General features: G+C 40.2%; 22 protein-coding genes. 13 read left to right on the top strand and 9 right to left on the bottom strand.

Annotated features, from left to right (window positions below):
- Positions 1-88: 88 nt before the first annotated feature.
- Positions 89-1,156 (top strand): DUF5694 domain-containing protein, encoded by a 1,068-nt coding sequence (locus ACXZ1K_RS12790; RefSeq protein WP_458970055.1) that lies wholly within the window; start codon positions 89-91, stop codon positions 1,154-1,156.
- A gap of 105 nt (positions 1,157-1,261) precedes the next feature.
- On the top strand, positions 1,262-2,554 hold the full coding sequence (locus ACXZ1K_RS12785; RefSeq protein ID WP_458970054.1) for a sensor histidine kinase: 1,293 nt from the start codon (positions 1,262-1,264) through the stop codon (positions 2,552-2,554).
- A gap of 5 nt (positions 2,555-2,559) precedes the next feature.
- Here the strand turns inward: ACXZ1K_RS12785 and ACXZ1K_RS12780 are convergent, their stop codons facing one another.
- The 3 genes from ACXZ1K_RS12780 to ACXZ1K_RS12770 all read right to left on the bottom strand — a co-directional run bounded on the left by ACXZ1K_RS12780 (position 2,560) and on the right by ACXZ1K_RS12770 (position 6,161).
- Entirely contained in the window at positions 2,560-3,843 is a 1,284-nt protein-coding gene (locus tag ACXZ1K_RS12780) for a M16 family metallopeptidase (RefSeq protein WP_458970053.1), read from the bottom strand.
- 5 nt (positions 3,844-3,848) lie between these two features.
- Positions 3,849-5,216 carry a M16 family metallopeptidase gene (locus ACXZ1K_RS12775; RefSeq protein WP_458970052.1) on the bottom strand — a complete coding sequence of 456 codons (1,368 nt, stop codon included), beginning with the start codon at positions 5,214-5,216 and terminating at the stop codon, positions 3,849-3,851.
- 120 nt (positions 5,217-5,336) lie between these two features.
- A complete protein-coding gene (locus ACXZ1K_RS12770) occupies positions 5,337-6,161 on the bottom strand; it encodes a phytanoyl-CoA dioxygenase family protein (RefSeq protein WP_458970051.1) in 825 nt (274 codons plus the stop codon).
- Positions 6,162-6,341: 180 nt separating this feature from the next.
- Between ACXZ1K_RS12770 and ACXZ1K_RS12765 the strand changes: the two genes are divergently transcribed.
- Positions 6,342-7,154: a sugar phosphate isomerase/epimerase family protein gene (locus ACXZ1K_RS12765; RefSeq protein WP_458970050.1), complete on the top strand. Its 813-nt coding sequence runs from the start codon at positions 6,342-6,344 to the stop codon at positions 7,152-7,154.
- A 4-nt stretch (positions 7,155-7,158) separates the two neighbouring features.
- Here the strand turns inward: ACXZ1K_RS12765 and ACXZ1K_RS12760 are convergent, their stop codons facing one another.
- A complete protein-coding gene (locus tag ACXZ1K_RS12760; RefSeq protein WP_458970049.1) occupies positions 7,159-8,043 on the bottom strand; it encodes a helix-turn-helix transcriptional regulator in 885 nt (294 codons plus the stop codon).
- A gap of 135 nt (positions 8,044-8,178) precedes the next feature.
- Between ACXZ1K_RS12760 and ACXZ1K_RS12755 the strand changes: the two genes are divergently transcribed.
- The 10 genes from ACXZ1K_RS12755 to ACXZ1K_RS12710 all read left to right on the top strand — a co-directional run bounded on the left by ACXZ1K_RS12755 (position 8,179) and on the right by ACXZ1K_RS12710 (position 17,447).
- Positions 8,179-8,691 carry a protease gene (locus tag ACXZ1K_RS12755; RefSeq protein WP_458970048.1) on the top strand — a complete coding sequence of 171 codons (513 nt, stop codon included), beginning with the start codon at positions 8,179-8,181 and terminating at the stop codon, positions 8,689-8,691.
- Between the two features lie 117 nt (positions 8,692-8,808).
- Positions 8,809-11,205 (top strand): heavy metal translocating P-type ATPase, encoded by a 2,397-nt coding sequence (locus ACXZ1K_RS12750; protein ID WP_458970047.1) that lies wholly within the window; start codon positions 8,809-8,811, stop codon positions 11,203-11,205.
- Positions 11,202-11,384: a cbb3-type cytochrome oxidase assembly protein CcoS gene (gene ccoS / locus ACXZ1K_RS12745; protein ID WP_458970046.1), complete on the top strand. Its 183-nt coding sequence runs from the start codon at positions 11,202-11,204 to the stop codon at positions 11,382-11,384. Before ACXZ1K_RS12750 ends, ccoS begins: the two co-directional genes overlap by 4 nt.
- Before the next feature lie 75 nt (positions 11,385-11,459).
- Complete coding sequence (gene ccoN / locus ACXZ1K_RS12740) at positions 11,460-13,571, top strand: cytochrome-c oxidase, cbb3-type subunit I (RefSeq protein WP_458970045.1); 2,112 nt, start codon at positions 11,460-11,462, stop codon at positions 13,569-13,571.
- Between the two features lie 21 nt (positions 13,572-13,592).
- Entirely contained in the window at positions 13,593-13,754 is a 162-nt protein-coding gene (locus ACXZ1K_RS12735; RefSeq protein ID WP_458970044.1) for a hypothetical protein, read from the top strand.
- Positions 13,755-13,756: 2 nt separating this feature from the next.
- On the top strand, positions 13,757-14,551 hold the full coding sequence (locus ACXZ1K_RS12730) for a cbb3-type cytochrome c oxidase N-terminal domain-containing protein (RefSeq protein WP_458970043.1): 795 nt from the start codon (positions 13,757-13,759) through the stop codon (positions 14,549-14,551).
- Between the two features lie 5 nt (positions 14,552-14,556).
- Complete coding sequence (gene ccoG, locus ACXZ1K_RS12725; RefSeq protein ID WP_458970042.1) at positions 14,557-15,951, top strand: cytochrome c oxidase accessory protein CcoG; 1,395 nt, start codon at positions 14,557-14,559, stop codon at positions 15,949-15,951.
- Between the two features lie 3 nt (positions 15,952-15,954).
- Positions 15,955-16,383: a FixH family protein gene (locus tag ACXZ1K_RS12720; RefSeq protein WP_458970041.1), complete on the top strand. Its 429-nt coding sequence runs from the start codon at positions 15,955-15,957 to the stop codon at positions 16,381-16,383.
- Positions 16,380-17,066, top strand: a complete 687-nt coding sequence (locus ACXZ1K_RS12715; protein ID WP_458970040.1) for a sulfite exporter TauE/SafE family protein — start codon at positions 16,380-16,382, stop codon at positions 17,064-17,066. Before ACXZ1K_RS12720 ends, ACXZ1K_RS12715 begins: the two co-directional genes overlap by 4 nt.
- Before the next feature lie 6 nt (positions 17,067-17,072).
- Positions 17,073-17,447, top strand: coding sequence for a group III truncated hemoglobin (locus ACXZ1K_RS12710; protein WP_458970039.1), 375 nt, complete (start codon positions 17,073-17,075; stop codon positions 17,445-17,447).
- Here the strand turns inward: ACXZ1K_RS12710 and hemN are convergent.
- From hemN to ACXZ1K_RS12685, 5 genes are all read right to left on the bottom strand, one after another.
- Positions 17,431-18,798, bottom strand: a complete 1,368-nt coding sequence (gene hemN, locus ACXZ1K_RS12705) for an oxygen-independent coproporphyrinogen III oxidase (RefSeq protein ID WP_458970038.1) — start codon at positions 18,796-18,798, stop codon at positions 17,431-17,433. The genes ACXZ1K_RS12710 and hemN overlap by 17 nt on opposite strands.
- Positions 18,799-18,874: 76 nt before the next feature.
- Positions 18,875-19,639: an SDR family NAD(P)-dependent oxidoreductase gene (locus tag ACXZ1K_RS12700; protein ID WP_458970037.1), complete on the bottom strand. Its 765-nt coding sequence runs from the start codon at positions 19,637-19,639 to the stop codon at positions 18,875-18,877.
- Positions 19,640-19,761: 122 nt separating this feature from the next.
- Positions 19,762-20,667, bottom strand: a complete 906-nt coding sequence (locus ACXZ1K_RS12695) for a helix-turn-helix domain-containing protein (RefSeq protein ID WP_458970036.1) — start codon at positions 20,665-20,667, stop codon at positions 19,762-19,764.
- Between the two features lie 24 nt (positions 20,668-20,691).
- Complete coding sequence (locus tag ACXZ1K_RS12690) at positions 20,692-22,041, bottom strand: PhoH family protein (RefSeq protein ID WP_458970035.1); 1,350 nt, start codon at positions 22,039-22,041, stop codon at positions 20,692-20,694.
- Between the two features lie 635 nt (positions 22,042-22,676).
- Complete coding sequence (locus tag ACXZ1K_RS12685; protein WP_458970034.1) at positions 22,677-24,971, bottom strand: DUF7133 domain-containing protein; 2,295 nt, start codon at positions 24,969-24,971, stop codon at positions 22,677-22,679.
- Between the last annotated feature and the right edge of the window lie 81 nt (positions 24,972-25,052).

The following is a 25,052-nucleotide window of genomic DNA, read 5'->3' as shown; positions in this document are numbered from 1 at the left end:
GATAATAATAAAGCCGATTGGGATAAATAAATAGTTAAGCCAATGCGGGCTACTCATATTTGAATCAGCAAACAAAAAAAGAATCATTATGAAATTATCACACAGCCTCAGCCACATCATTTTGCTGTTAATCGCTTTCACGTTTAATTCAAACGCTCAAATTGAAATCGTAATTGTGGGTTCAAGCCATAACAATGCGGCTTCTGCGCAGGGTTACCAACCCATTATTGATAAGTTCAAAAACTTTAAACCAGACATGGTTTTTGGAGAATATCTCCCGGGTTCTGACTATAATAAACTGGACGCAGATAACTGGGCCAAGCAAGCATTTCAAAAAGGATATGACTACCTAGCCAAAAGAAATCCCGTGGAGTTCAAATCGCTAAAAGCTAATGTAAAGAAAAGCAGAAAAGCACTTTCTTCCTTTGCTTACTATCACAAGCTCAGGATGAATCTCGCACTTGCATCTGCTACTCAATGGGATCGTGGCAATACGGAATATCAAATTTTTATATTGGAAAATTATATGAAAAAGGCTTTTTCTAAAGAAGAACTAGCGGTTTATGCCAAGATGTTTGGTAGTCAGGATTCGCTGAAGAGGGCTGGCTTATATCGACCTGGAAGTGAGTATAGCAACATCTATTTTCCACTGATCTACCAATTGAAACAGGACCAAATTTATAACATGGATTGCCAAACCTACGATAAACCATGGAGTGAAGCCTGGGGAAAAGTGGACTCATTGGACAAAATACTTTCCGCAAAGGCAAAAGCAGATCCGCTATCAGCAGAGGCCAACACAGTCAACCAGCGTGAAGCTTATATGAATTACTCGGCTGAGGAGAGCAAAGTTTTCAACGCTGATCCATATGCCGGGATGAATACCGCTAAATATGGCGAACTGGATGAAGCCTGGAATTTTTATGGCGGCAGTAAGTTTTATGGTTACCCGGGCTTCCCTACTGCTGAGGTGAAGGACATGATAGCGCAGTGGATGCTTAGAAATGAAGGAATGTGTAAAAACATCATTGAGCAGGCAAAGGCAAAAAAGGCTAAGCGTATTGTTGTAGCCGTAGGTGCATCCCATAGAAAATGGATGGAAAATATTTTAGCCAAAAACAAGGAAGTGAAGATTGTTAACTATAACGACTTATAGATACCGACTTACGATTATTGTTAAAAAATACGTGGTTTGTGCATAAACTTGATTGGGCACTATTAACTCTTAATTTATATATTTGAGTTTAGCCGCTTAATCATTTTGGAATCCTCAACCCAACTTAAACAGTATTGGTCTTTAATCATCGGAAATGAATTCCATTACTCGATGGAAAGCAGGATATTTAATGCAGTCTGTATTTTTTCAACCATTGGGGCTTCTATAAATGCGGTTATCAATTTTGCGATTGGTTTAGACCTATATGGTTATCTGATATTACCCTTAATTGCGGTAATGTTATTTGGATATTATTTATCGCGTTGTAAGGGAAAGTTAGGTATCGCGGTTGGAATTTTTGCGATATCATTTAACCTGCTTTGTGGTGGTACGTATTTTCAGGCCGACGGATCTGGCGGGGTTAACCTGTTTACCTTTGTGATCGTTATTTTCATTTTAGCTATCGTTACTCCTAAAAAGCAATTTTGGATATGGATACCGCTAAACTTTGTTTTTTTGGCCGTATTGTTAAGTATAGAATACCTGCATCCAGAATTGGTAAAAACGATTTATGTAAACAAACAACATAAACTTCTGGACCTAGCACAAACTTTTTTTGAAGTGATTATTTTGATAACTGTGATCACCATGTTCATGAAAAAGAGTTATAACAGAGAAAAAGAACTGGCAGAAAGCAGGTTAATATCTTTAGAGAATAGCAACGAAACCAAAGATAAGCTGTTCTCAATCGTTGCGCATGATTTAAGAGCACCTTTGTCATCTATCGAAGATTATCTTTCACTGCTTAGCCAGCTAGACTTGAGCAACGAAGAAAGAGCTGAGATTGAAAAGCAATTGTTATCAGCCACACAACAAACATCTTCCATGCTTCAAAACATTCTGACCTGGGCAAAAGATCAGATGGAAGGCAATACGGTTAAACTTAGTCCCATTTTTGTTAGAGAAGCACTGATACCTACCATCGCCTTCCAGGAAAGAATAGCAAGCGAAAAAAACATTAGCCTGGTATTTCTGGAAAATGAAGACTTCAAAATAATTGCTGATCCGGACATGTTGCAGCTCATCGCAAGAAATCTCCTAAACAATGCGATTAAGTTTTCCCGGTCGGGAAGCACGATCACAATAAATATTTTTAAGGAATTTGATAAATGCATTTTATCTATCAAGGATGAGGGTATAGGAATAGCTGAAGAACAAATACCGACCATATTTTCACTTAAGAGTAACGGTACTTACGGCACCAAAAAAGAAAAAGGTGTTGGACTTGGTCTAAAGCTCACTAAAACTTATACAGAACTACAAAATGGTAAGATCTGGTTTGAAAGCGGTGCCAATGGGACAACTTTTTTTGTTAGCCTGGATTTATATTCGCATTAACCCGGTTATTTAAAAGCATCTTTACCTAGCTGTTCATCACCCAGATAAACCCATATTGCGCCAGTAAGGTATTTAGTGAACACCCTGTTTACCTCCGCGGCATCAACTGCGCTAATTTTATCGAGTAAATTCTCTTCAAGTTTATAATCGCCCAGTATTTCGGCTTTACCAAGATTATTGACTATCGATACGGCGCTTTCCTGATCATTGTAATTATCTAATTTGTAACTCTTTTTTATATCCTTAAGAACGTTGGTATTGTAATTGCCCTGTTTGATGTCGTTAAACGCTTCCATCATTCCCTGGATAGATTTTTTAGGTTGGGTGGTACTTACATAGAGCGACGTGTACGGTAGCTGCAACAGTTTTACAGTGGCGCCAGGGGCATAGGAAAGTGCCTGCTCTGTTCTTAATTTGTAATGCAGATAACTGCTCAATACGGATACTGCAAGTCTGAAAGCCGGATAATCAGGATTACTCATTGAAGGAGCATTCATCACCCTGCTGATGTAATTTGTTGCAATATTACGCTGCATGGTAACCAGGCGATCGCCCTTGAGCGGAACATCATTGTAAACAGGCAAAGTATATGGCCTGGAAGGTATTGATGCAAAAGCTTGTTTAATTTTTTGCTCTAATTCCTCCCTGCTAATTTTCCCTGCCACTACCAAAAACATTCTGTTCTTGTTCAATAGCGTATTGAAATAATAATTTCTGGCACTATCTGGGCTTAAATTTCGCAATGTACTTTCACTTCCAAACGGTAGCACTGCATACCGCGTATTTTTAAACATGGTGGTAAAAGTCATCTGATCAACCATTGCTTCCGGACTAGCCTCTCTGGCATGTGTTACTGATATGATCCGTTCTTTTTGGTTGCTAAATTCTGTGGCATCAAAAGCTGGATTAACGATAGCGTCCGAAAACAATTTCCAGCCTTGATTCAGGTATTTGGAAATACAATCCATGCTAATAACGCCGTAGTCAGTAGTTGATGCGCCGGTAATGTCTATGCCATATTCATCCGCTAATTCCTGATAGTCATATACTTTGTAGTTCTTAGTGCCGCAAGTTGTAGCGGTTGCCAATGCTAAATTTTCAATACCAGCCTGCTCCGGTTTGTAGTTCATGACCCCACCCCTAAAGTACATGGCTATGCTGACTGTTTCCTTTTGTGTAGGCCGGAAAATTACTTTTAAACCATTTACATCAAAAGAAACGGCTGGAATTTGCGCTGCGGCTGTACAAGCCAATGCAATGAATACGCAACTGATTAAATATTTTTTCATGAGCGTTATTTGGATTTGAAGAATTCTTCTGGCTTAACGGTATCTACAAGACTAGAGTGAATGAGCAGGCCTGCTGTATGGGGCTTATCCTTTATGTACTTACGCACATAATCAATTAGATCCTTTCTGGTAATCTTATTAACATTCTCCTCATAATGTAAATAATAATCGATAGAGGCAGATGCCCACCAAAATGATATTAAGTGTGAATACTCTGAAGTTACCTCTCTACGCTTTACCTGCTCTATGGCAAGCAGCCGCTTGGCACGTTCTATCTGAGCATCGGTAAGGTAATCTTCATCATCCCAAAGTGCGAGTTGTTTAAGAATCTCTTCGTAACATTCTTTGATTTTTCCAGGGTTAGGGCTAACTCCTAACCTGATTGGTCCTGTGTACTTTTGAGTGTAATAGCCAACATTAACGTCCTGAGCCAGGCCTGAATTTACCAGGGCTGTTTTGAGCTTTGAGCCGTTTTGATTTACTAAATAAGAAAACACATCGGCAACGTAGGTTCCTAAAACGTCGTTTCTGGTATCTGGACCATGCCAGCTAAATTGTATTTCAGGATCTAGTACCTTGTCCGTTTTTAAAATGTAGTAGTCGCTTTTAGTCAACGGCTGCACTTCCGGGATTGGCCACTTTTTAAATGGATCAAACTCTGATGGCTTCCAACTTCCAAAGATGCTTTCAGCTGCTGTAAATGCTTCCTCACTTTTAACATCGCCCGCTATCACCAAGACGGAATTGTTGGGCCAATAGTATTTGTTTCTTATGGAATCCATTTTTGCAGGAGTTGCAGAAAGGATAATTTCGTGATTACCTCCCACATTTTTCCTGGAATAATTGGCTCCCCATAGTCGCCTGCTATCTTCCTCAATAAAATCAAACATCGGACTTGATTCATGCCTGGTAAATTCTGCATTGACCACTTCATTTTCATTCTTCATTTCCTCTGCTAAGAACAGCGGATTCCGGATAGCAGAATTCATGAATTTTAAACCACCTTTAAGGTTTGCTGAGGGCAATGTAAAATAATAATTAACTACTTCTTCTCTGGTAGTGGCATTAGAGTTGATTTCCAATTCATTACTTCGTTGCACAAAACTGGAACGTGTTGGATAGTCCTTATTTGCTGAAAAGAAAAGATGCTCATATAAATGGCTTAAACCATTGTATTCGTTAGGCTCTGTAAAAGAACCATTTCTGCAGGCTATTTCTATCGTAGCCAAGGGCACTGTGCTGTCTACAATTACAAGGACTTCAAGTCCGTTTTTTAATTTATGCTGATACATGTTCTCTGCAACTTTACGTTGAGAAAACACTGCAGTGGTGCATAATGTCAGTGCAAATACAAAGGCATTTCTGGAGAGCATAGGGCTATTATTTGAGTTGTTGGTTTATGTACTCAAATAAGTATATTATTTTTTAATTAACCAAATAGTTCAGGTGTTATTTATGCCCTTATGCGCTACTAACTGAATGTGCTAATTTGATTATGGTGTTGCCTTAGTAAATATTAAGGGGTTATGGGACTCATTTTTCAGCAGGTCACCTATTTCTAATCTGAAAACTTCCTCATCAGGGAGCACATTTTGAATTCCGTTATAGGTATTCCCGTCAGGCATATACGCACAAGTCATTGCACGTCTTGAGCCTGGCGTCATATTGGCATGAGCGCCATGTATGGTGAGGCCGTTATGGAAAGAGCAGCTACCAGCTTTCATGGGTGCAGCAATAGTATTCGACTTTATAAATGCAGGATAATAGGTAAATATTGAATCCATATTTTTACCAATACCAGGGTTTTCAAAGCCTGTTCCCTTGTGACTTCCAGGAATAAAGAAGAGGCATCCGTTTTCGAGAGTGGCATCATCCAGCGCTACCCAAATAGACAATGCTTTTCGATCTGAAAACGACCAAAATGGGGTGTCCAGATGCCAGGAGGTTGGGTTTGCCCATGGCTTTTTAAATAGTGCCTGATCATGCCAGATCCGTATACCGTCTACTTTTGCAAGCGTGGCTGCCATCTCTCCAATGCGGGCATCCAACATGATTTCTTTCACTTTATCGTTGGTTTGCCAAAGGTTAATTAACTGGTCAAAAACTTTACTATGGTATTCCGCATCCTCGTTGATTCCGTCATCATCTCCAATTTTACCAGCTCTTCCCGGGATCTTCTGACCTTTACGTTCCGTTATCGCTTCGCTGACTGCAGTTCTCCAATATTCCAGTTCCCGAGTGTTTAGAAAGTCTTCGATAACCAGGTACCCATTTTCCTGATAAAATTCAACTTGTGCTGTCGTGATCGTTGTGTTCATGATGTTTAATATTTGGTAGCTGAACAAACTTAGCCATCCAGAGCACCGTTTCCTTATTACAAAAGCTGCAATTATTTATATTTTCTGATATTTCTATCTTATTTTGGAATGATGATCCCCTACAATAAATCGTTAAGTCTATCTTGTTTCGATTAGCCAATTATATAATCCCAGAAAAATATGGAGATAAAAATTCTAAGCCCATTGTGGGGCCACGAGCACCTGCCAATTGCATCGTTTCTTGATAAAGTTACCGACGCAGGGTATGATGGCATTGAAACCTGGATTCCAAAGGAGACACCTGATCAAAAAACCTTACTCAACCACATTCAAAGACACCAAATGCATTTGATTGTACATCAGCATGAAGCCAATGGCAATACCTTCGAAGCCTTTAAGGAGTCTTTCGCTGCCAATCTTTTGAGATGCGCTGCACTGGAACCGCTACTGATCAATTCTCACACGGCCAGGGATTATTTTTCTGTTCAGCAACAATTGGAACTTGTGGATATTGCACAGGAGTTTTCAGAACGAACCGGCATTTTAGTTACTCATGAAACCCACCGGGGCCGCCTGGGCTATTCACCTCAAAATATGGAAGCATTGTTTGATGAAAATAAAGAATTACAACTTACGGCAGATTTTTCGCACTGGACATGTGTTACGGAAAGCATGCTGGAGAATTTCCCTTTAGTGTTAAAAGAAGCTATTAAGCGCAGCAGGCATATTCATGCAAGGGTTGGTTTCGAGCAAGGTGCGCAAGTTTCCGATCCGAGAGCCCCTGAATGGCAGTATGCCATGGATAAATTTTTAGGCTGGTGGGATGAAATTGTCAGTATAAATCGATTGCTGGAAACTAAAATACTTCCAATAACTACCGAGTTTGGTCCGGCACCCTACATGCCTACTGTTCCATTTACTGGTACTCCGGTCGCCGATCAGTTTGAATTGAATTGTTATATGAAAGATCTGCTGCGTGAGCGATATCAATAACCTGTTATTCTGTATTTCCTGTTAACCTGTAATTTTTTGGCGATATGCCATGCTTTTTCTTGAAAAGCTTTGAAAAATAAAAGACCGATTCAAAACCTGTCTGCTGCGCTACCTCATTGACATTCAGTGCCGTGGTAGCTAATAAATTCCTGGCTCGTTCCAGTCTTAGGTTAAGATGGTATTGATTTGGTGACTGCCCTGTGATTTTTTTGAAAGATTTTCTAAAGGCTGAATATCCCATTGGGATGGCAGCAGCAAGTTGCTCCATATCCAATGAATTTTCGAAAGATTCCTGAATGATAAATTTTGCTTTGGCGATAAGTTTTGCGATCGGATCGCTTCCCCGGTCGTTATACTTTGTGGCTTGATTCACTAAGCCGAGTATTTGCATAACAAGACCTGCAACCTGCTGGGGATAACCAACCAGAGAAACTTTAACCATGTCGATTAGTTTTTTGTAAAGAATGAGCACATCTGTATTAAAACCTAAGTCAATAACAGGGTTTTTAGGATCAAACAGTCCCTCGTTCATTAGCTGTTTAACATAAGTGCCGTTAAAACCGACCCAATATTCTTCCCAACCATGTCTTTTATCCGGCTTGTACCTGTGCCAAACTTCAGGATAAAGCATGAAACAGTTGCCTGCAACTACTTCAAATGGATCATTTAGCGCCGAACCATATGTTCCCTTGCCTCTGGATATAAAAACAATATAATAGTCGTTTAATGTCCGCCCCCTATCCCAGGTTAGCTGGTGACTTGCCGGATGATCCTGATTTGGGTAATGGTCATTTGGTTCCACTTTTGAACAACCAATGGAAGTAACATAAATGCCCCATTGGTATTCAAATGGGGTCACGCTTAAATATTTAAAATAGTTTTGGTTCATTATTAATTACCCAGTAACAGTTGAGATGCTGATCAGCTTAATTCAAGATAATATATTTATGCCAGTTTTGAGATTAAATCATCAGTAAAAAATCAACCGACTCAAACAAATAGATGTGATCTTCGTTGTTGAAGTATGAACAAAATAAAATTTTTATTAGCCGCTTCTATAGTTTTTGCTTTTGCAGCCTGCAGTCAGTCCTCACGCAGTACGGAAACTACCGCCAACCATTCTGATTCTACCGCTATCCACTCAGATACCGTACTCACCGGTAAATTATCTGCCAATCCAACACAAAAAATTGGTACTCCTTTAGAGCTCACCTTTACCGTTTACAATCACACCGATAGTGCAAGAAAATTCTGTAAATGGCATACTCCGTTTGAACCATTGATGATTAAATATTTGGATATCGTTGCTGAAAGTGGTGAAGAAGCTGCATACAAAGGCCCAATGGCAAAAAGAATTATGCCGCCTCCAGCTGATAGCTACATTAGCATAGCCCCGGGTGATAGTCTTTCAGTTAAAACTGACCTGCTAAAAGCTTATACCTTTAATTCACCTGGAAAATATAAGATTTTATACAATTCATCTGCGATCAGTGGAGTCAACATAACAGATTCTATTTCCGTCAACCTGGAAAAATAATTGATCGGCGATATCGATGTCTAGTGCTTGATTTGTGACGAGCATCACTATTTAGCGCAACCCTAGTCACGTCTCTGGTTTAAAAGAATCAACACTTTTGAAGCATAAAGGAATTTTATGCTTAGAGAGCAATCAGCAGCAATAGAGTCGGTGTGTTTCCATTGTGGAGAAGATATCGTTTCAGCGTTATTTCAAGCCGATCAAAAGGCTTTCTGCTGTGTGGGATGCCAGACAGTTTATACCATTTTATCAAAACATAATCTATCTAGTTATTACGTTTATAACGATGTTCCCGGGCGAACGCAAAAAGGTGTTAAGCAAAATCTGGATTACCTTGATGTTCAAGAAATTGCAGCCCAACTGGTAGATTACCAGGATGATCAAATTACGATAATCACATTGTTTATTCCAGCAATCCATTGCAGTTCCTGCATATGGTTGCTGGAAAATCTTCATGAGCTGCAACCTGCAGTTTTAAAGTCAAGAGTAGATTTTTTAAAAAGACAGGTCAACATCACATTTAAAAATGAGGAGACTACCTTAAAAGAGGTAGTTGAATTATTGGGATCTATTGGCTACGAACCGCTCATTAGCTTACAGGATGTCGTTAAAGACGAGATCTCCAATTCTACAGATAGAGATTTAGTGAGCAAAATAGCCGTTGCTGGTTTTTGCTTCGGCAATGTGATGTTGCTGAGTTTCCCGGATTACTTTGGCCTTGGGAATTTCGAGAAGGTCTATGCGCATTTCTTTGGCTGGCTTAATCTGGCGTTTTCTGTTCCGGTGGTGCTTTATAGTGGCAGGGATTATTTTACATCAGCTTGGAATAACCTAAAAGTTGGAAGGTTAAATCTCGATTTTCCACTTGCGCTAGGTATTGCAGTCATGTTTTTCCGTTCTCTTTACGAAATTGGTACACATACGGGTGCTGGATTTGTGGATACCTTATGCGGACTGATCTTCTTTCTCCAAATAGGGAAATGGATGCAACAGCGCACATTTCATCACATCTCCTTTGAGCGTGATTACCGCTCCTATTTCCCGGTTGCCGTCACCATTATTTTAGATGAAATAAGAAAATCTGTTCCACTGGCCTCACTTAAAATTGGCGACAGGATATTGGTTCGGAGTATGGAGATCATTCCAGCAGATGCCATATTGTTAAAAGGAACGGCAGAGATTGATTTCAGTTTTGTAACCGGAGAATCTGAGCCAGTTATTAAATCTCTTGGAGAGATTGTTTATGCAGGTGGCAGGCAAACTACTGGTGCAATAGAAATGGAAGTGCTAAAGCCTGTTTCTCAAAGTTACCTCACACAACTGTGGAATAATGATGCTTTCATTAAGCCCAAGAACGGCATCAAAACATTCAGTGATACAGCAAGTAAATATTTTAGTGTTGTACTCTTGAGTATTGCCCTTATGTCCGGCGCCTACTGGCTATTTCATGATACCAACAAGGCAATGGCATCTTTTACCGCAGTGCTGATTATTGCCTGCCCTTGCGCACTGGCGTTGAGTTCGCCATTCACGATGGCCGCAGTCATCAGTATCTTCGACAGAAACGGATTCTACCTGAAGAATAATGCGGTAATTGAAGAATTGGCAAGAATTAATACCTATGTTTTTGACAAAACCGGAACGATAACCAGTCCGGATGCTGCATCAGTTTCCTTCAATGGAGAAATTACCAATGCCCAAAGGCAGCAAGTAGCTGATCTGGCCAGAAACTCTGGTCACCCATTAAGCAGGGAATTAACAAAATATTTAAACCTGCCAGAAAAATTTGCGGCAGACTGCTATACAGAAAAAATTGGGAGAGGAATCAGTGGAATGGTCGACGGAAATCATGTAAAATTGGGAAGTTCTGCATTCCTGGGCCTTCCACTGAAAGACTCCCTTGAGGACAGCAGCATACATGCCATGATCGACAATAATTATCTTGGCTGTTTTAGTTTTAAGCAAGCATGGCGGAAAGGCTTTAAAGACATTGTCCAAAGATTAAACAATAAAGCGGAGCTCCACCTGTTATCGGGTGATCGTGATCATGACAAACGGGCCCTAATCCCATTTTTCACCAGTAGTTCGAAGATGCATTTTGAGCAGTCGCCGCAAGACAAGTTAGATTACATCATGGACCTGCAAAAGGCAGGTGGTAAGGTGTTGATGTTTGGGGACGGATTAAACGACTCTGGTGCATTGAAGCAAAGTGATTTAGGAGTAGCCATCACAGACAACATCAACAATTTTACCCCAGGTTGCGATGCGGTTTTGGACGGTGAGGGTTTTCAAAAGATTCCACAGTTTATACAGCAGGCCAAAGATGCGGTTAAGGTCATTCATCTTTCCTTCGCTATTTCCCTTTTATATAATACAGTGGGACTGTTTTTCGCAGTTCAGGGCTTGCTATCTCCGCTAATTGCCGCGATATTAATGCCTGTGAGTACCATCACCATTATTCTTTTTACCACGCTGGCTGTTAGGATTTTTGCAAGAAAAAACAAACTTATATGAATATCCTGTTTTTCTTAATTGGTTGCAGTATTCTGTTGGCATTGTTATTCCTTGCCGCTTTTTTCTGGGCGATGAGGTCTGGTCAAAACGATGATACTTATACTCCATCTGTCAGGATATTATTTGATGATGATGTCATTGAGCCTGTCGATAAAATAGGTGATCAAGATCACATTTAAGCCAAATATCCATCACAGGAAGGCAAACTAAAGGCCATTAATTTTACTCCCAGTAACCATCATACAGATATTAACATGACTGAAAAATTTTACTACGACAATAAGATCGTTAGGAACTTTGCCATAGCCACTATTGTTTGGGGCATCATAGGCATGACAGTAGGTTTATTAGTTGCCATGCAACTCTTTAAGCCAGCCTTGAACATGGGTTCGCAATACACCACCTTTGGCCGGATCCGCCCGTTGCACACCAATGCCGTCATATTTGCATTTGTTGGAAATGCCATCTTCATGGGCGTTTACTATTCCCTGCAAAGGCTGCTTAAAGCCAGGATGTTTAGTGATGTTTTGAGTAAAATCCATTTCTGGGGCTGGCAGCTGATCATCGTTTCTGCTGTGATCACGCTTCCTTTGGGGCTCACAACATCGCATGAGTATGCCGAACTGGAGTGGCCTATTGATATTGCCATCACTTTGATATGGGTAGTATTTGGGATCAACATGTTCGGCACTATTATTAAACGAAGAGAGCAACATATGTATGTGGCCATCTGGTTCTATATTGCGACGTTTGTTACAGTTGCCGTACTGCATATTGTCAATTCTTTTGAATTACCAATCTCAGCGTTTAAAAGCTATTACGTGTATGCGGGTGTACAAGATGCATTGGTACAGTGGTGGTACGGACACAATGCGGTGGCATTTTTCCTGACTACTCCTTACCTGGGGATGATGTATTATTTCTTACCTAAAATGGCCAACAGACCGGTTTACTCTTACAAACTGAGTATACTGCATTTTTGGTCGCTGATATTTATTTACATCTGGGCCGGGCCACACCATCTTTTATACACCTCACTCCCATCCTGGGCACAATCGTTGGGAGTAGCGTTCTCCATCATGCTTATTGCGCCAAGTTGGGGAGGGATGATTAACGGATTGCTTACCCTTCGTGGTGCCTGGGACAAAGTAAGAACCGATCCAACCCTAAAGTTTATGGTTGTTGGAATAACCGCCTACGGAATGGCTACGTTTGAAGGCCCGATGCTGGCTTTGAAACAGATCAATGCCATTGCCCATTATACCGACTGGATCGTTGCACATGTTCATGTTGGTGCATTAGGTTGGAATGGCTTTTTAACATTCGCTATACTGTACTGGCTGATTCCAAGAATCTATAAAACTGAACTCTACTCGAAAAAGTTAGCTTCGTTCCATTTCTGGATAGGCACGTTGGGTATTATTTTCTATGCAGTCCCTTTGTATTTTGCTGGCTTTACGCAAGGATTAATGTGGAAACAATTTAATGATGACGGTATGCTGAAATATCCCAACTTTTTGGAAACCGTGATTCAAATTATTCCGATGTACGTTTTAAGGGCTATTGGTGGTGCGATGTACCTTACCGGGGTATTGGTAATGACATACAACCTAATTAAAACTGTACAAACAGGTAAGTTATTGGCCAATGAACCTGCAGAGGCCTTACCATTGCCCACAAATTATCAACCTATCGGCTCAGACAAAAAAGCACATCGTTTCCTGGAACGTAAACCAATGATATTCCTGGTGCTTTCTCTAATTGTAATTCTTATTGGAGGGATGATTGAAATGATGCCAACATTTACTATAAAATCTAATATCCCCACCATTAGCAGCGTTAAACCCTATTCTCCATTGGAATTACAAGGTCGCGATCTGTACATCAGAGAGGGTTGTGTTAACTGTCACTCGCAAATGATCAGGCCTTTTAGGTCAGAAACAGAGCGCTTTGGAGAATACAGTAAGGCCGGAGAATTTGTATATGACCATCCTTTTTTATGGGGATCAAAAAGAACCGGACCAGATTTACAGCGTGAGGGCGGCAAATATGGTAACAGCTGGCATTTTAACCACTTGCTGGATCCGCAGACCATGTCGCCAGGCAGCATTATGCCTCCATATGAATGGTTGATCAATCAGAAACTGGACACCACCACAACCAGATCAAAGATTAGTGCCATGAGAAGACTGGGTGTTCCTTACGAAGATGGCTACGAAAATCGAGCGAACCTAGATTTAGATCAGCAGGCGAAGGTGATCGCTGCCGACCTGAAGCAAAATAAGAACAATGTAAAAAGCGACCGTGAGATCATTGCCATTATTGCCTATTTGCAACGATTGGGAATTGATATTAAAGCAAAATAGAAACCACTAAAACAAAGCAAAATGTTTAAGCAATTTTTAACTGAAGTAAATGGTAATCAGGGGTATCTAATTACGTCCATGGGAATATTTATGCTGTTTTTCATATTGGTAGCCCTGTTGATGTTGACCATGAAAAAAGACAAAATAACCTACATGAGCGAACTCCCTTTAAAAGAAGATTAGTTATGACCGATTTATTTATAGGCATACTGCTGGCCATCGCCATCATTCTACTTGCAGTGTCATTGCTGATTCTGAAAGTAATTAAAGTCTACGCAAATGAAGTGCTTCATCCAACACCCTTTGCCACGGAAGCGGAAAAGGAGTTGTTACGACTTGCTTTGGAGCAAGCTAAGGCAAGCCTACCGGCTAAGCCATCAATCCTGGAAAAAATAATGGGATTAAAACCCATATCCGATGAAAAGGAATTGATCATGGAGCATACGTTTGACGGGATCGCAGAATTGGACAACCCTACGCCTGCCTGGTTTATGGTGCTGTTTTATGGTACGATTACGTTCGCTATCGTTTATCTGTTGAGCTATCATGTTTTCGGTTGGGCACCATTGCAGGACGAGGAATATGCTATAGAACTTAGGCAAGCAGAAGAAGCAAAAACCGCCATGTTGTTAAAACCGGGAAATGCAGCGAATAAAATTAATGAGAATAACGTAGAAATAATCAAGGATGCTTCTGAATTGAAAACTGCAGGCATACTCTTTAAATCAACCTGTGCGCCATGCCACGGCGAAAATGCGCAGGGCATTGTAGGTCCAAACCTTACAGATGCGTATTGGTTACATGGAGGAACGGTTAAAGAAATCTTTAAGACCATCAAGTATGGCGTTCCGGATAAGGGCATGATCGCATGGGAGAAAACAATTAGACCAAAACAAATTGCAGAACTGGCAAGCTACATTTTAACGCTTCAGGGTTCGAATCCTCCTGGTGCAAAAGCGCCGCAAGGCAATAAATTATAACCGGCATGTCGCAAGCTCCTGCACATTTTAGAGACCAGATTTCAACGCTAACAGACGATGGGAATAGCAGGAAATGGCTATATCCCAGCCTAATAAAGGGCAAGTTATATAAATACCGCACATTAGTTGGTTTAGTTTTCCTTGCCCTCCTGTTTTCTGCTCCGTTCATAAAACTAAATGGAGAACAGCTGATTCTTTTGAATGTGTTGGAGCGTAAATTTGTCTTCTTCGGTATCATTTTCTGGCCACAGGACTTTTACCTGTTTGTATTGGCATTATTATCCTTTATTGTCTTCATTGTATTGTTCACTGTTGTATTTGGTAGGGTATTTTGCGGTTGGGTATGCCCGCAAACCATATTTATGGAGGTTGTTTTCAGAAAGATTGAAACTTGGATTGAGGGTGACCACATCCAAAAAAAGAAGCTGGATAATGGTCCGCTGAACTGGGAAAAACTTTACAAGAAAACTTTAAAGCATAGCCTATTCTTTCTGATATCTTTTATTATTTCAAATGTATTCCTCGCATTTATCATCGGTAAGGATACATTGGTTAAAATTATCACCGAACCAGTAAGCGGGCATGTTTCAGGTTTTATTTCAATTTGGATATTTGCATTCCTATTTTACCTGGTGTTTTCCAGGATCAGGGAGCTGGTATGCACCGTTGTTTGTCCTTACGGGCGCTTGCAGGGCGTTTTACTAGATGACCAAAGCATCATAGTTGCTTATGATTATAACCGCGGCGAGCCTCGGAATAAGATAAGCAGGGGCATTGATAACTTACATGGAGATTGCATTGATTGCAAATTATGCGTGCAAGTGTGCCCTACCGGCATTGACATCAGGAACGGTACCCAACTGGAATGTATTAATTGCACGGCTTGCATCGATGCGTGTGATATGGTGATGGAGAAGATAAATCGGCCAGTCCGACTCATTGGCTTTAAATCGGAATCAGAAATCAAATATAAAGCAAGCTTCAGGATCAGTAAAAAGATTTATGGCTATGCGGCAGTATTGCTATTCCTAATGACAGTCTTAACCATACTACTGGTAAGAAGAACAGACGTAGATACGACCATACTTCGCGCAAGCGGGACACTATACCAATTGAGAGGCAAAGACTCTGTAAGCAATCTTTACACAGCAGAACTGGTCAACAAAACCAATACATCAATTAAATATTCAATAATACCAGAGGACTCTCGCGCGAAGATCCAATACATACAATCTGCAGGCAACATCGCCTATGGTGGTAGTGTTAAAATTACTTTTTTCGTACTGCTACCGCTAGAAGCAATTCATCAATACAAGACTGAAATAGGCTTTAAAATTATCAGCGCTGGAAAAAGTATTGAGCGCTTTGAAACAACATTTATAGCACCTCCTAACGAATAGTTTATGAACTGGGGCACAAAAATTATGATTGGAATGGGTCTGTTTATGACCTTCATCGTTGTACTGGGTGTACTTATGGTACGCAGCGAGAATGACGCACTGGTAGAAACTAACTATTATGAAAAAGGTTTGAACTACAACCAAGATTACCGATTTAAAGAGCAGGCAATCAAAGACAAAGTATTGCCAAAAATTACGATTAGTGATGGCGGATTGGACATAAAGTTCGTTACCCATTCAATGGGAAAAATAAAGTTAATGCGCACCTCCAACAAGAAACTTGATATCAGTATGGATTTTAACACTGATTCCTCTAATATCTTGAAAATCAACACGGAAAATTTAGCAAAAGGCAGTTGGCGCGTGATCATTAATTGGAAGAATGAGATGGGAACATCTTATCTAAACGAACAAAAAATAGCGGTACGATGAACAACAACGAACTGGCCTTTTTTATAGGATTACTTGGTTCGTTACATTGCATAGGCATGTGCGGGCCATTGGCTTTTGCTGTGCCCGTAAACCAACCGGGCTGGTTGGCATTAATTGGAAACAAATTTGTTTATCAAATTGGAAGAATCATCTCCTATTGCGTATTAGGTGTTGTTGCAGGTTTGCTTGGCAGACAGATCTGGCAGTCGGGTTTCCAGCAAGGCATTAGTATACTAACTGGTATATTAATTCTATTGGCTGCATCTACCAGGCTGCTAAGCGTTAATTTATTTACAAAACAGCGCGCTAAATTCATGGTGCCTTTTTATAAGCTGTTTGATTTCGCTTTTAAACATAAGGCAAATCACCTGATTATTGGCGCGCTCAATGGATTGTTGCCTTGTGGTTTTGTATATCTTGCACTTGCAGGAGCCATTAATATTGGAAGTGTAGTGCATGCAGTAAGCTATATGTTTTGGTTTGGCGCCGGAACCTTGCCTTTGATGTTTGCAGCTACAGTAATAGTTGGCTTTACAGGGATGCCATTTAGAAGAAAGCTGAATAAAATAATTCCCTTTGCAATGTTGTTAATAGGTCTCTGGTTTATATTTAGAGGATTGGAGTTAAATATTCCATATCTGAGTCCGCAACGACCTCAAACTGACACCAATGAATGTAAATAAACCGTTATGAGAAAAGACATTATAGAGAAAGCAGATATCATATTGCTGGTAGAGGATTTCTACAGTACAGTTTTAACAGACGAATCAATCGGAGACATTTTTGTTAAAGCCAATTTTAACTTGGAAACACATATACCAGTAATGGTTTCTTTTTGGCAGGGTATTTTACTAAATGAACACCATTACCATGGAAACCCTATGGTTAAACACATAGAACTCAATAGGCTTGTTCCATTAAAGGGAGAACACTTTAAACGCTGGCTGGAGATTTGGAGGGAAACTGTCTTAAAAAACTTCAGTGGAACAGTGGCCGATAATGCTATAAAGCGCGCCGATAACATTGCTCAAATTATGATGAACAAGCTCAATCAGCTAAACTAAAAAGTTGGGTTGAAGGAACAGCTTCCCAAAGGCGTAAGTCGAACGTCATGCAAATATTCCTTAAAAACCTTTTGCCTTTTTTTGTTACGTTAAGGGTTTGCGCTGAAATTTGAATAAGACCATCTCGCTCCAATTCTGATGCCCTTTCTAAGCACATCATTAAATCTTCATCTTGGGCATCCTGAGCCAGCCAGGTTGTTGAGTCTTTACACATTAAGTTTAATATGTGCTGGCGAAAAATGAGGTCAGTTTTAGTAAGGATATGTCCTTTAACAATTGGAAAACGGTGCTGATCAATGCAGGACAAATATTCTTCTACAGTTTTTACATTCTGGGCAAAGGCATTCCAGCAATCGCTGATTGAGGAAACCCCTAGTCCGATCATTACTTTGCATTTTTGCTCCGTATACCCCATAAAATTTCTATGCAACTTACCTTCCCTGGCTGCTGAGTAAAGACTATCAGCAGGAAGAATGAAGTGATCCATTCCTATTTCTGCATAACCGGCTTCCAATAATTTACTCCTGCCAATTTCATACAGCTCCCTTTTTAAAACTGCAGATGGCAGGTGTGTTTCATTGTACCGACGTTGGCCAGGCTTAATCCATGGCACATGTGCATAACTGTAAAAAGCGATTCTATCTGGCTTTAACTTAATAACTTGATCGATTGTATGGGCTAAACCGTCAATTGATTGCAGTGGCAAACCATAAATAAGATCATAGTTTATAGAATCGTATCCCATTTCTCTGGCCATAAGCGTGGTCATCTCTACTGATTCGAAAGACTGAACCCTATTGATGATGGCTTGAACTTTTGGATCAAAATCCTGTATGCCTAAGCTAATGCGATTGAAACCGAGCTTATGTAAAGTTGACAAGTGAGCAACACTGGTGTTTTTAGGATGGCCTTCAAAGCTGAATACGGCATCTTGATGGACATTCGCATTCGATAGAATACCTTTAATTAGCAATTCCAGGTTTTCAGGACTAAAAAAAGTTGGGGTACCGCCACCAAGGTGTATCTCCTTTATGGTTGGCTTGGTGACCAATTTTTCCTGATACATTTGCCACTCTTTTAAAACGGCATTAATGTAAGGTAGCTCTACACTATGATTTTTTGTGATACGCGTATTACAACCGCAATATGTACAAAGATCTTCGCAGAAAGGGAGATGAATATACAGACTTATTTCCTCTTCATTTTCCTGGTAAGAGACATGCAGATTCTCCAGGTATTTTTGAAGCGTAAACTTTTCGTTATCCCAAAAAGGTACAGTCGGATAGCTGGTATATCTGGGTGCCGGTGTACGGTATTTTTCTGACAGGCTATTGCTTTGATATGCTTTCATGAATGCTGATTTGACGGCACCAATTTCGGTGTTGCCAAATCAGCATGATATGATTTACATCACGTTTTTAAATGATTTACAGACTCATTCCACCAGATACTTCTATGCGCTGACCATTGATCCATTTGGCATCCTCTGTACATAAAAATGCGACAACTCCACCTATATCATCAGGTAAGCCTACACGACCTAATGCGGTAAATCCAGCTATTTGGGCGTTCATTTTCTCATCGTCTCTCACGTGACCTCCGCCGAAATCGGTTTCAATAGCACCTGGAGCTACAACATTCGCTGCGATACCTCTTGAGCCTAACTCTTTCGCAAGATACCTGGTCAACACTTCGATAGCTCCTTTCATTGAGCCGTAAGCCGATGATCCTGGAAATGAAAAGCGTGCTAACCCGGAAGATATATTTACAATTCTTCCACCATCATTTAGAAATGGTAAAGCCTTTTGAGTAAGGAAAAATACACCTTTAAAATGGATGTTCAAGGCGGTATCAAATTGTTCTTCAGTAGTTTCTGCAAAGGCAGCATATAAAGCCGTTCCTGCATTATTGATCAAGAAATCAAACGCTTCCTTTCCAGTAGTCTGTTTTAAGTAAGCTGTAACTTCCTTAAAGAAGTTGTCAAAAGATTTCACATCTCCAGCATCTAACTGAAATGCTACGGCGTTTTGACCCAGGGACTTAATCTCAGCTACCACTTTGTCTGCCTCCTCTTTATTGGTGTTGTAAGTCAGCACCAAATCAATTCCTTTTTTGGCAATGCTGATGGCCATGTTTCTGCCTAAACCGCGACTACCACCAGTTACTAATGCTATTTTATTTCTTGCTTCCATGTTATTGTTATAATTAGAATTTTTGAATTATTTAATAACACAAAGTTCGCATCCAAAAAGTTTTAAGGTTTGCAAACATCAATCTTTAATTTGCAAATTTCAATCCATTGTTAAAAATATCATTAGGACCTGAAGGATGCAGGTGAATAAGAAGTTTGCTTCCTAAAGAAATTTGAAAAATGCGCTACTTCTTCAAAACCAAGGCAATAGGCAATTTCAGAAATATTCCAATCCGTCTGTTTGAGTAGTATTTTGGCTTCTCTAATTAACCTGCCGGAAATAATAGCAGTTGTGGTCTTACCGGTGTGTTCTTTTAATACCTTGTTTAAATGGTTAACGTGAACGGACAAGGTATCGGCATAATCCTTGGCTGTCCTTAACCTGAGCTTTTGGTGCGGCGACTCAATAGGGAATTGTCTTTCTAACAATTCGGCAAATAAAGAGGACACCCTGGCTGATGCCGTATGGGAAGGGTAAAGTGCGGTAACGGGCTGTAGCTTCTGCCCGAAATGGATAAGTTCCAAAAGATAATTACGTAATAAGTCATACTTAAACGCATAATCTGATGACAGCTCGCGTTGCATTTTCTTGAAGATGGACTCAATTTCAGCGCTCTCCTCATCCGTAATATCAAACACAGGATACCCACCCGGTTTAAATATTGGGAGTTCATCCAACAATACACCGCTCTTAGGTTTCATCAAAAACTCTTCTGTGAAAATGCAGAAAAACCCAGATTGGTCGGCATCGTACGGCACATAGTTATAAGGTATTTTTGGGGTAGCAAATAACAGCGCCTGCTTCTCTATTTCTATTACCTTATCTGCATATTCAGCTTTGTTGTGGCCTTTGATACAACTAATTTTATAATACGCCCTCCTATTATAGGGCATTCCCGGCTTCTCCTTAATTTTGATCATCAAGTCTTTGATGCTAAAAATATTGAAGTGTCCTATTTCTTTACTAATGCCCTCAGGAATGAGTTCGCTGGTTTCCTTATAAAATTCTTCTACCGTAGTTGCTTTCATGATGTTGATTTGCAAAAATCAAATCTACAAAAGATCATTGGCTAAATTAGCAAGCTCACTGCGTTCACCTTTGTCCAAGGTAATGTGCGCATATAACGGATGGTTGCGGGCATTTTCAATCAGGTACGATAAGCCGTTACTTTCCGCATCCAGATATGGCGTATCAATTTGATAAATGTCACCTGTGAAAACGATCTTAGTGTCCTCACCTGCTCTGGAAATAATGGTCTTCACCTCATGAGGGGTCAGATTCTGTGCCTCATCTACGATGAAGAAGATCTTAGTAAGGGTACGACCACGGATGTAGGCTAATGGCGTAATGACAATTTTTTCTGAGCTAACAAATTCATCAATACGTGATTGTGCCTTTGGATCGTTTTGATATTGATCTTTAATGAACTTGAGGTTGTCCCAGATTGGCGCCATGTAAGGATCTATCTTTGACTTGATATCGCCTGGCAAGTATCCAAGGTCCTTGTTGCTCAATGCCACAATTGGTCTGGTTACAAAGATTTGGCGGTAGTTTTTTCGTTGCTCCAGTGCGCTGGCTAGGGCGAGGAGTGTTTTGCCAGTACCGGCTTTACCTTGAATAGTAACTAATTTAACATCCGAATTTAACAAAGCGTGTACTGCAAATGCCTGTTCATGGTTTCTTGGTGAAATACCAAATACAGATTTCCGATCTATGGGATATAGTTGCTTAGTTTTTGATTCAAACCAGGCTGGTGTAGATTTCCGACCGCTTTTCAAGATGTAAAAAAGGTTAGCTGATTCTTCAGGCAGATTTAAAACGGCAGTGTCTGCAACTCCATTTTCTTTAAGATCTGCGATGTATTTTTCCGGAACACGATTTATGATCGATTTACCAGTGTACAACTCATCTACATTTTTAACCTTACCTGTCTCATAATCCTCGGCGTGCAAATCAAGCGATTTTGCTTTCAAACGCAAACAGATGTCTTTAGAGACCAGGACAACTTTGGCAGTTGGAAACTCTTGCTTTAAACTAAGTGCTGCATTTAATATCCTGTGGTCTATTTTGCTAGTTCCAAAGATAGCTTCAGCATCCAGATGATTGGATTGATCATCCATCACTACCTTGAAACGCCCATTTTTACTACCAGTCAATGGAATCCAATCGTTGATAATCTGGTCGGACGACATGCGGTCTATCAATCTGATAAAGCTTCTTGCTTCGGCATTTCGGGTTTCATTTCCGCTCTTCATGTTGTCCAGTTCCTCTAATACCTGAATAGGAACTGCAACATCGTGTTCCTGGAAGTTGGTGAAGGCATTGTGGTCATACAAGATGACCGAGGTGTCCAGAACAAAGATCTTTTTTTGGGCAGAGGTTGACTTTTTCGCTTTACTCATGTTAGCTAAAAATAGCTATTTAATAATAAAGGCACCAAAACTGGCGTCTTAATTTTGAGTCTTCAAACGTATTTCCTAATTGAACTTGGAAAAAATAGCCTAAAACAGAAAACGGAGCCCTCTTCTTTCGATTTGGATCTCCGTTTTCAACTTCCGTAACCATAGTTAGTAGAAGTTCTCTTATACTTTGTTGTATTGACATTTCCACAGGCTTTCCGTTCTTTCAAACTTCGCAACTGCTGATGATCACCGCCGTGTGACTTTCTCCATAGAGTGCATCACCTTTAGTAACGTCTGCTCCGATTAGACTATTGGACCTTCCCCTGAGGGTGTTCTAATGATGCTTAATCTTCGTTTCCAAAGGCTTTAAGCAATCTGCTAAATCGACCAGTAAATTCCAGAACTTGTTGTCCTTAGACTCGCGTTCTTTTTTAGAATTACTTTCAGACTGTCAATGTACTCCGTATTTGATAGCACTAATATACAGCGATTTGTGATTTTTACCAAGTAAATGTTACAATAGTTGTGCACATATTATACACAAGCAGAGGATAGTTTACTAACAACCCAAGCCTTGGTTGTTAACATTTAAGCCGACATTATGCACAGCATTTTCGATATTATGAACAAGATGGCTACTTAATGGTATTTAACTCAGCTTGAGTAAACGCCTTTTGCCTACCCTTTAATTTAGCGCGGATAGCAGAAACATCCTTGGTTTCGACTTTAGTTGCATTATTTTGCCAGGAACTCCTGATGAAACTTAGCAACTGTCCGATGTCCTCATCGGTGATTTCTTCACTATGTGCAATAGCAGGCATATCACCTGAAATTTCCGGCGCCTCGTAAACTTTGCCGTTTACTTTTACCGGACCGGTTAAACCAAATAACACGATAGATATCAACTTATCGCGATCTCCATTTACCCATTCTGACTTGTTTAAAGGTGGTGCAAGAGATTTAATACCATTACCATCCGGTCCGTGACAGGTTTGACAGGTAGATAGAAATACATCCAATCCCTTAGGATACAATTTAGCCAATACTTCGGGATCCCTGTTTTTCTGTGAGGCATTGATACTGTTAATTACTTTTTGCAATTGCTTGTGTATTCGCAAGTTGGTATCGGGCAATGTTTTAGCTAAGTTAGATTTGAAAGCCTCTTCCCGATAAGCAAGGTTACTAATTATTGCATCAGCCACATAGTTATTGCCTTTATACTTTTCAGCAAGCATCATCAATAGCCTTTCTGATGTCTTAGGATCAAATGGCTTCAAATAGTATGCGCAATAAGCTACATATGGCATAAGGCGCTCATCGCCATCATCAAAAACGGATAATAAAGCCTGACTAAAACGACCGTACGAACTATTATTGATGACTGAGGGCAAAACCGTCAAAGCCTGAGCTTTTACATGCCAGTCTTTTTGATTAAGTACAGAGACTACCTCATTGGTTGTCAATGCATTTAACCCTTCTAATGTCCACATGGCATGGATAACTTTTAGCGAATTGCTTTCTTCAGTCAATGCCAGTTTAAGAAATGGAATAGCTGCCGACAAATGCTTGTCAATTATGGATTGCTGAGCCATATCCCTAATAAAACCATTTGCGCTGCTCAATTGAGCAACTAATTCTTCAGGGCCCTGAGCGATGACAGTGTTAACGGCTTTCTTGCCTTTCGGCACAATTTTGTAAATCCTACCGCAAGTAATTGGCGCAGAAAGGTCTCTTTTTTTAATTTGATCAATCAAATAGGGTGTTTCATAAGTTTTGTGCTGGATTATTCCTCTATACATGTCTAATACGTACATCGCCCCATCAGGACCATTATATAATCCAACTGGCCTGAATCGTTCATCAACACTTGTTAAAAACTCTTTACCTGCATAAGCCTGTTTTCCCTTGACCATAAAACCATCTTCGTTAAGGATATTTCTTTTGATCAGATTGGCCGACGGTTCTGCGACAAAGGCGTTAAAATTATAGGCATCGCCAAACAAGTCACCACGATAAACCAGCGGACTGCATGCTGCTGTAAAATTCAATAATCTCAAACTATCGTCTAATGTACCAGGCATATATCCCCTATTTACACCAGGTGTTGGCCTGGCAGGATAAACTCGATTATTCGGCACCGGGCGCTCATTATATCCGCTAACACCTTTTTGGTTGCTATTGGTAAATCCGAAACCAGGACTAAAATAATCACCTTCTACATTTGATGAGTTACCGTTATAGTACAATCGGCCATAATTATCCTGACTGATACCCCACTGACCTCTAAAATGAGTATTTTCTATTACCCAATTACCTCCCAGTTTACGATACCGCTTGCTTGATTTAGCATTATAGATCCAATTGTCTAATCCTCTCATTAAACCATTGGGCTGGTGTTCCACATTGCCATCAACAGCGTACTTTGCGTCCACAAGTGTTTTATGTACAGGCTTTTCATTTTCAATATCATAGTACCACAGGTTCGGCGATTCTGCAACGAGAATGCCACCATCCACCAAACAGATGGCCCGCGGTAAGACTAAAGAATCTAAAAATACCTTACGGTTATCAAATACCCCATCCATATTGTCGTCGCTAAGGATCACTATTTTTCCGTTCGGAACTTCCTCGCCACGGCCCAAAGTATCAGGCATATAACCTACCATTTCTACCACCCACATCCGACCTTTGGTATCAAAAGACATCGCCACAGGCGTATTCACTAAAGGCTCTGCAGCGATTAACTGGATATCAAAGCCTTCTTCTAACTTCATCTTACTGATAGTTTGATCAGCAGGAATTACAGGGGAGCGACTAAAGTCTATGTCTTTGGCAGATATGACTGTATTAGAAGCTGTTTTCTTATAGCTTTGACATTGATAAAGTGTAAATATCAGTGCCGCAATCAGGATATATTTGTATCGTTTCATTGGTGTCGTGTAAACAAATCTAAAAAGTTATATCATAATATGGTAGTGTTTTTAATATCAGTGTTGTTACCTTATCTCCGT

The sequence above is a fragment of the Pedobacter jaeyakensis genome, assembly GCF_054461315.1.
Note: the sequence above shows the minus strand (reverse complement) of the source record. Positions and strands in the feature narration are given on the sequence as shown.

What these genes read in the sequence shown, in the direction of transcription:
- ACXZ1K_RS12790 (WP_458970055.1), top strand. Translation starts at nt 89, where the DNA reads ATGAAATTATCACACAGCCTCAGCCACATCATTTTGCTGTTAATCGCT.
- ACXZ1K_RS12780 (WP_458970053.1), bottom strand. Translation starts at nt 3,843, where the DNA reads ATGAAAAAATATTTAATCAGTTGCGTATTCATTGCATTGGCTTGTACA.
- ACXZ1K_RS12775 (WP_458970052.1), bottom strand. Translation starts at nt 5,216, where the DNA reads ATGCTCTCCAGAAATGCCTTTGTATTTGCACTGACATTATGCACCACT.
- ACXZ1K_RS12770 (WP_458970051.1), bottom strand. Translation starts at nt 6,161, where the DNA reads ATGAACACAACGATCACGACAGCACAAGTTGAATTTTATCAGGAAAAT.
- ACXZ1K_RS12765 (WP_458970050.1), top strand. Translation starts at nt 6,342, where the DNA reads ATGGAGATAAAAATTCTAAGCCCATTGTGGGGCCACGAGCACCTGCCA.
- ACXZ1K_RS12760 (WP_458970049.1), bottom strand. Translation starts at nt 8,043, where the DNA reads ATGAACCAAAACTATTTTAAATATTTAAGCGTGACCCCATTTGAATAC.
- ACXZ1K_RS12755 (WP_458970048.1), top strand. Translation starts at nt 8,179, where the DNA reads ATGAACAAAATAAAATTTTTATTAGCCGCTTCTATAGTTTTTGCTTTT.
- ACXZ1K_RS12750 (WP_458970047.1), top strand. Translation starts at nt 8,809, where the DNA reads ATGCTTAGAGAGCAATCAGCAGCAATAGAGTCGGTGTGTTTCCATTGT.
- ccoS (WP_458970046.1), top strand. Translation starts at nt 11,202, where the DNA reads ATGAATATCCTGTTTTTCTTAATTGGTTGCAGTATTCTGTTGGCATTG.
- ccoN (WP_458970045.1), top strand. Translation starts at nt 11,460, where the DNA reads ATGACTGAAAAATTTTACTACGACAATAAGATCGTTAGGAACTTTGCC.
- ACXZ1K_RS12735 (WP_458970044.1), top strand. Translation starts at nt 13,593, where the DNA reads ATGTTTAAGCAATTTTTAACTGAAGTAAATGGTAATCAGGGGTATCTA.
- ACXZ1K_RS12730 (WP_458970043.1), top strand. Translation starts at nt 13,757, where the DNA reads ATGACCGATTTATTTATAGGCATACTGCTGGCCATCGCCATCATTCTA.
- ccoG (WP_458970042.1), top strand. Translation starts at nt 14,557, where the DNA reads ATGTCGCAAGCTCCTGCACATTTTAGAGACCAGATTTCAACGCTAACA.
- ACXZ1K_RS12720 (WP_458970041.1), top strand. Translation starts at nt 15,955, where the DNA reads ATGAACTGGGGCACAAAAATTATGATTGGAATGGGTCTGTTTATGACC.
- ACXZ1K_RS12715 (WP_458970040.1), top strand. Translation starts at nt 16,380, where the DNA reads ATGAACAACAACGAACTGGCCTTTTTTATAGGATTACTTGGTTCGTTA.
- ACXZ1K_RS12710 (WP_458970039.1), top strand. Translation starts at nt 17,073, where the DNA reads ATGAGAAAAGACATTATAGAGAAAGCAGATATCATATTGCTGGTAGAG.
- hemN (WP_458970038.1), bottom strand. Translation starts at nt 18,798, where the DNA reads ATGAAAGCATATCAAAGCAATAGCCTGTCAGAAAAATACCGTACACCG.
- ACXZ1K_RS12700 (WP_458970037.1), bottom strand. Translation starts at nt 19,639, where the DNA reads ATGGAAGCAAGAAATAAAATAGCATTAGTAACTGGTGGTAGTCGCGGT.
- ACXZ1K_RS12695 (WP_458970036.1), bottom strand. Translation starts at nt 20,667, where the DNA reads ATGAAAGCAACTACGGTAGAAGAATTTTATAAGGAAACCAGCGAACTC.
- ACXZ1K_RS12690 (WP_458970035.1), bottom strand. Translation starts at nt 22,041, where the DNA reads ATGAGTAAAGCGAAAAAGTCAACCTCTGCCCAAAAAAAGATCTTTGTT.
- ACXZ1K_RS12685 (WP_458970034.1), bottom strand. Translation starts at nt 24,971, where the DNA reads ATGAAACGATACAAATATATCCTGATTGCGGCACTGATATTTACACTT.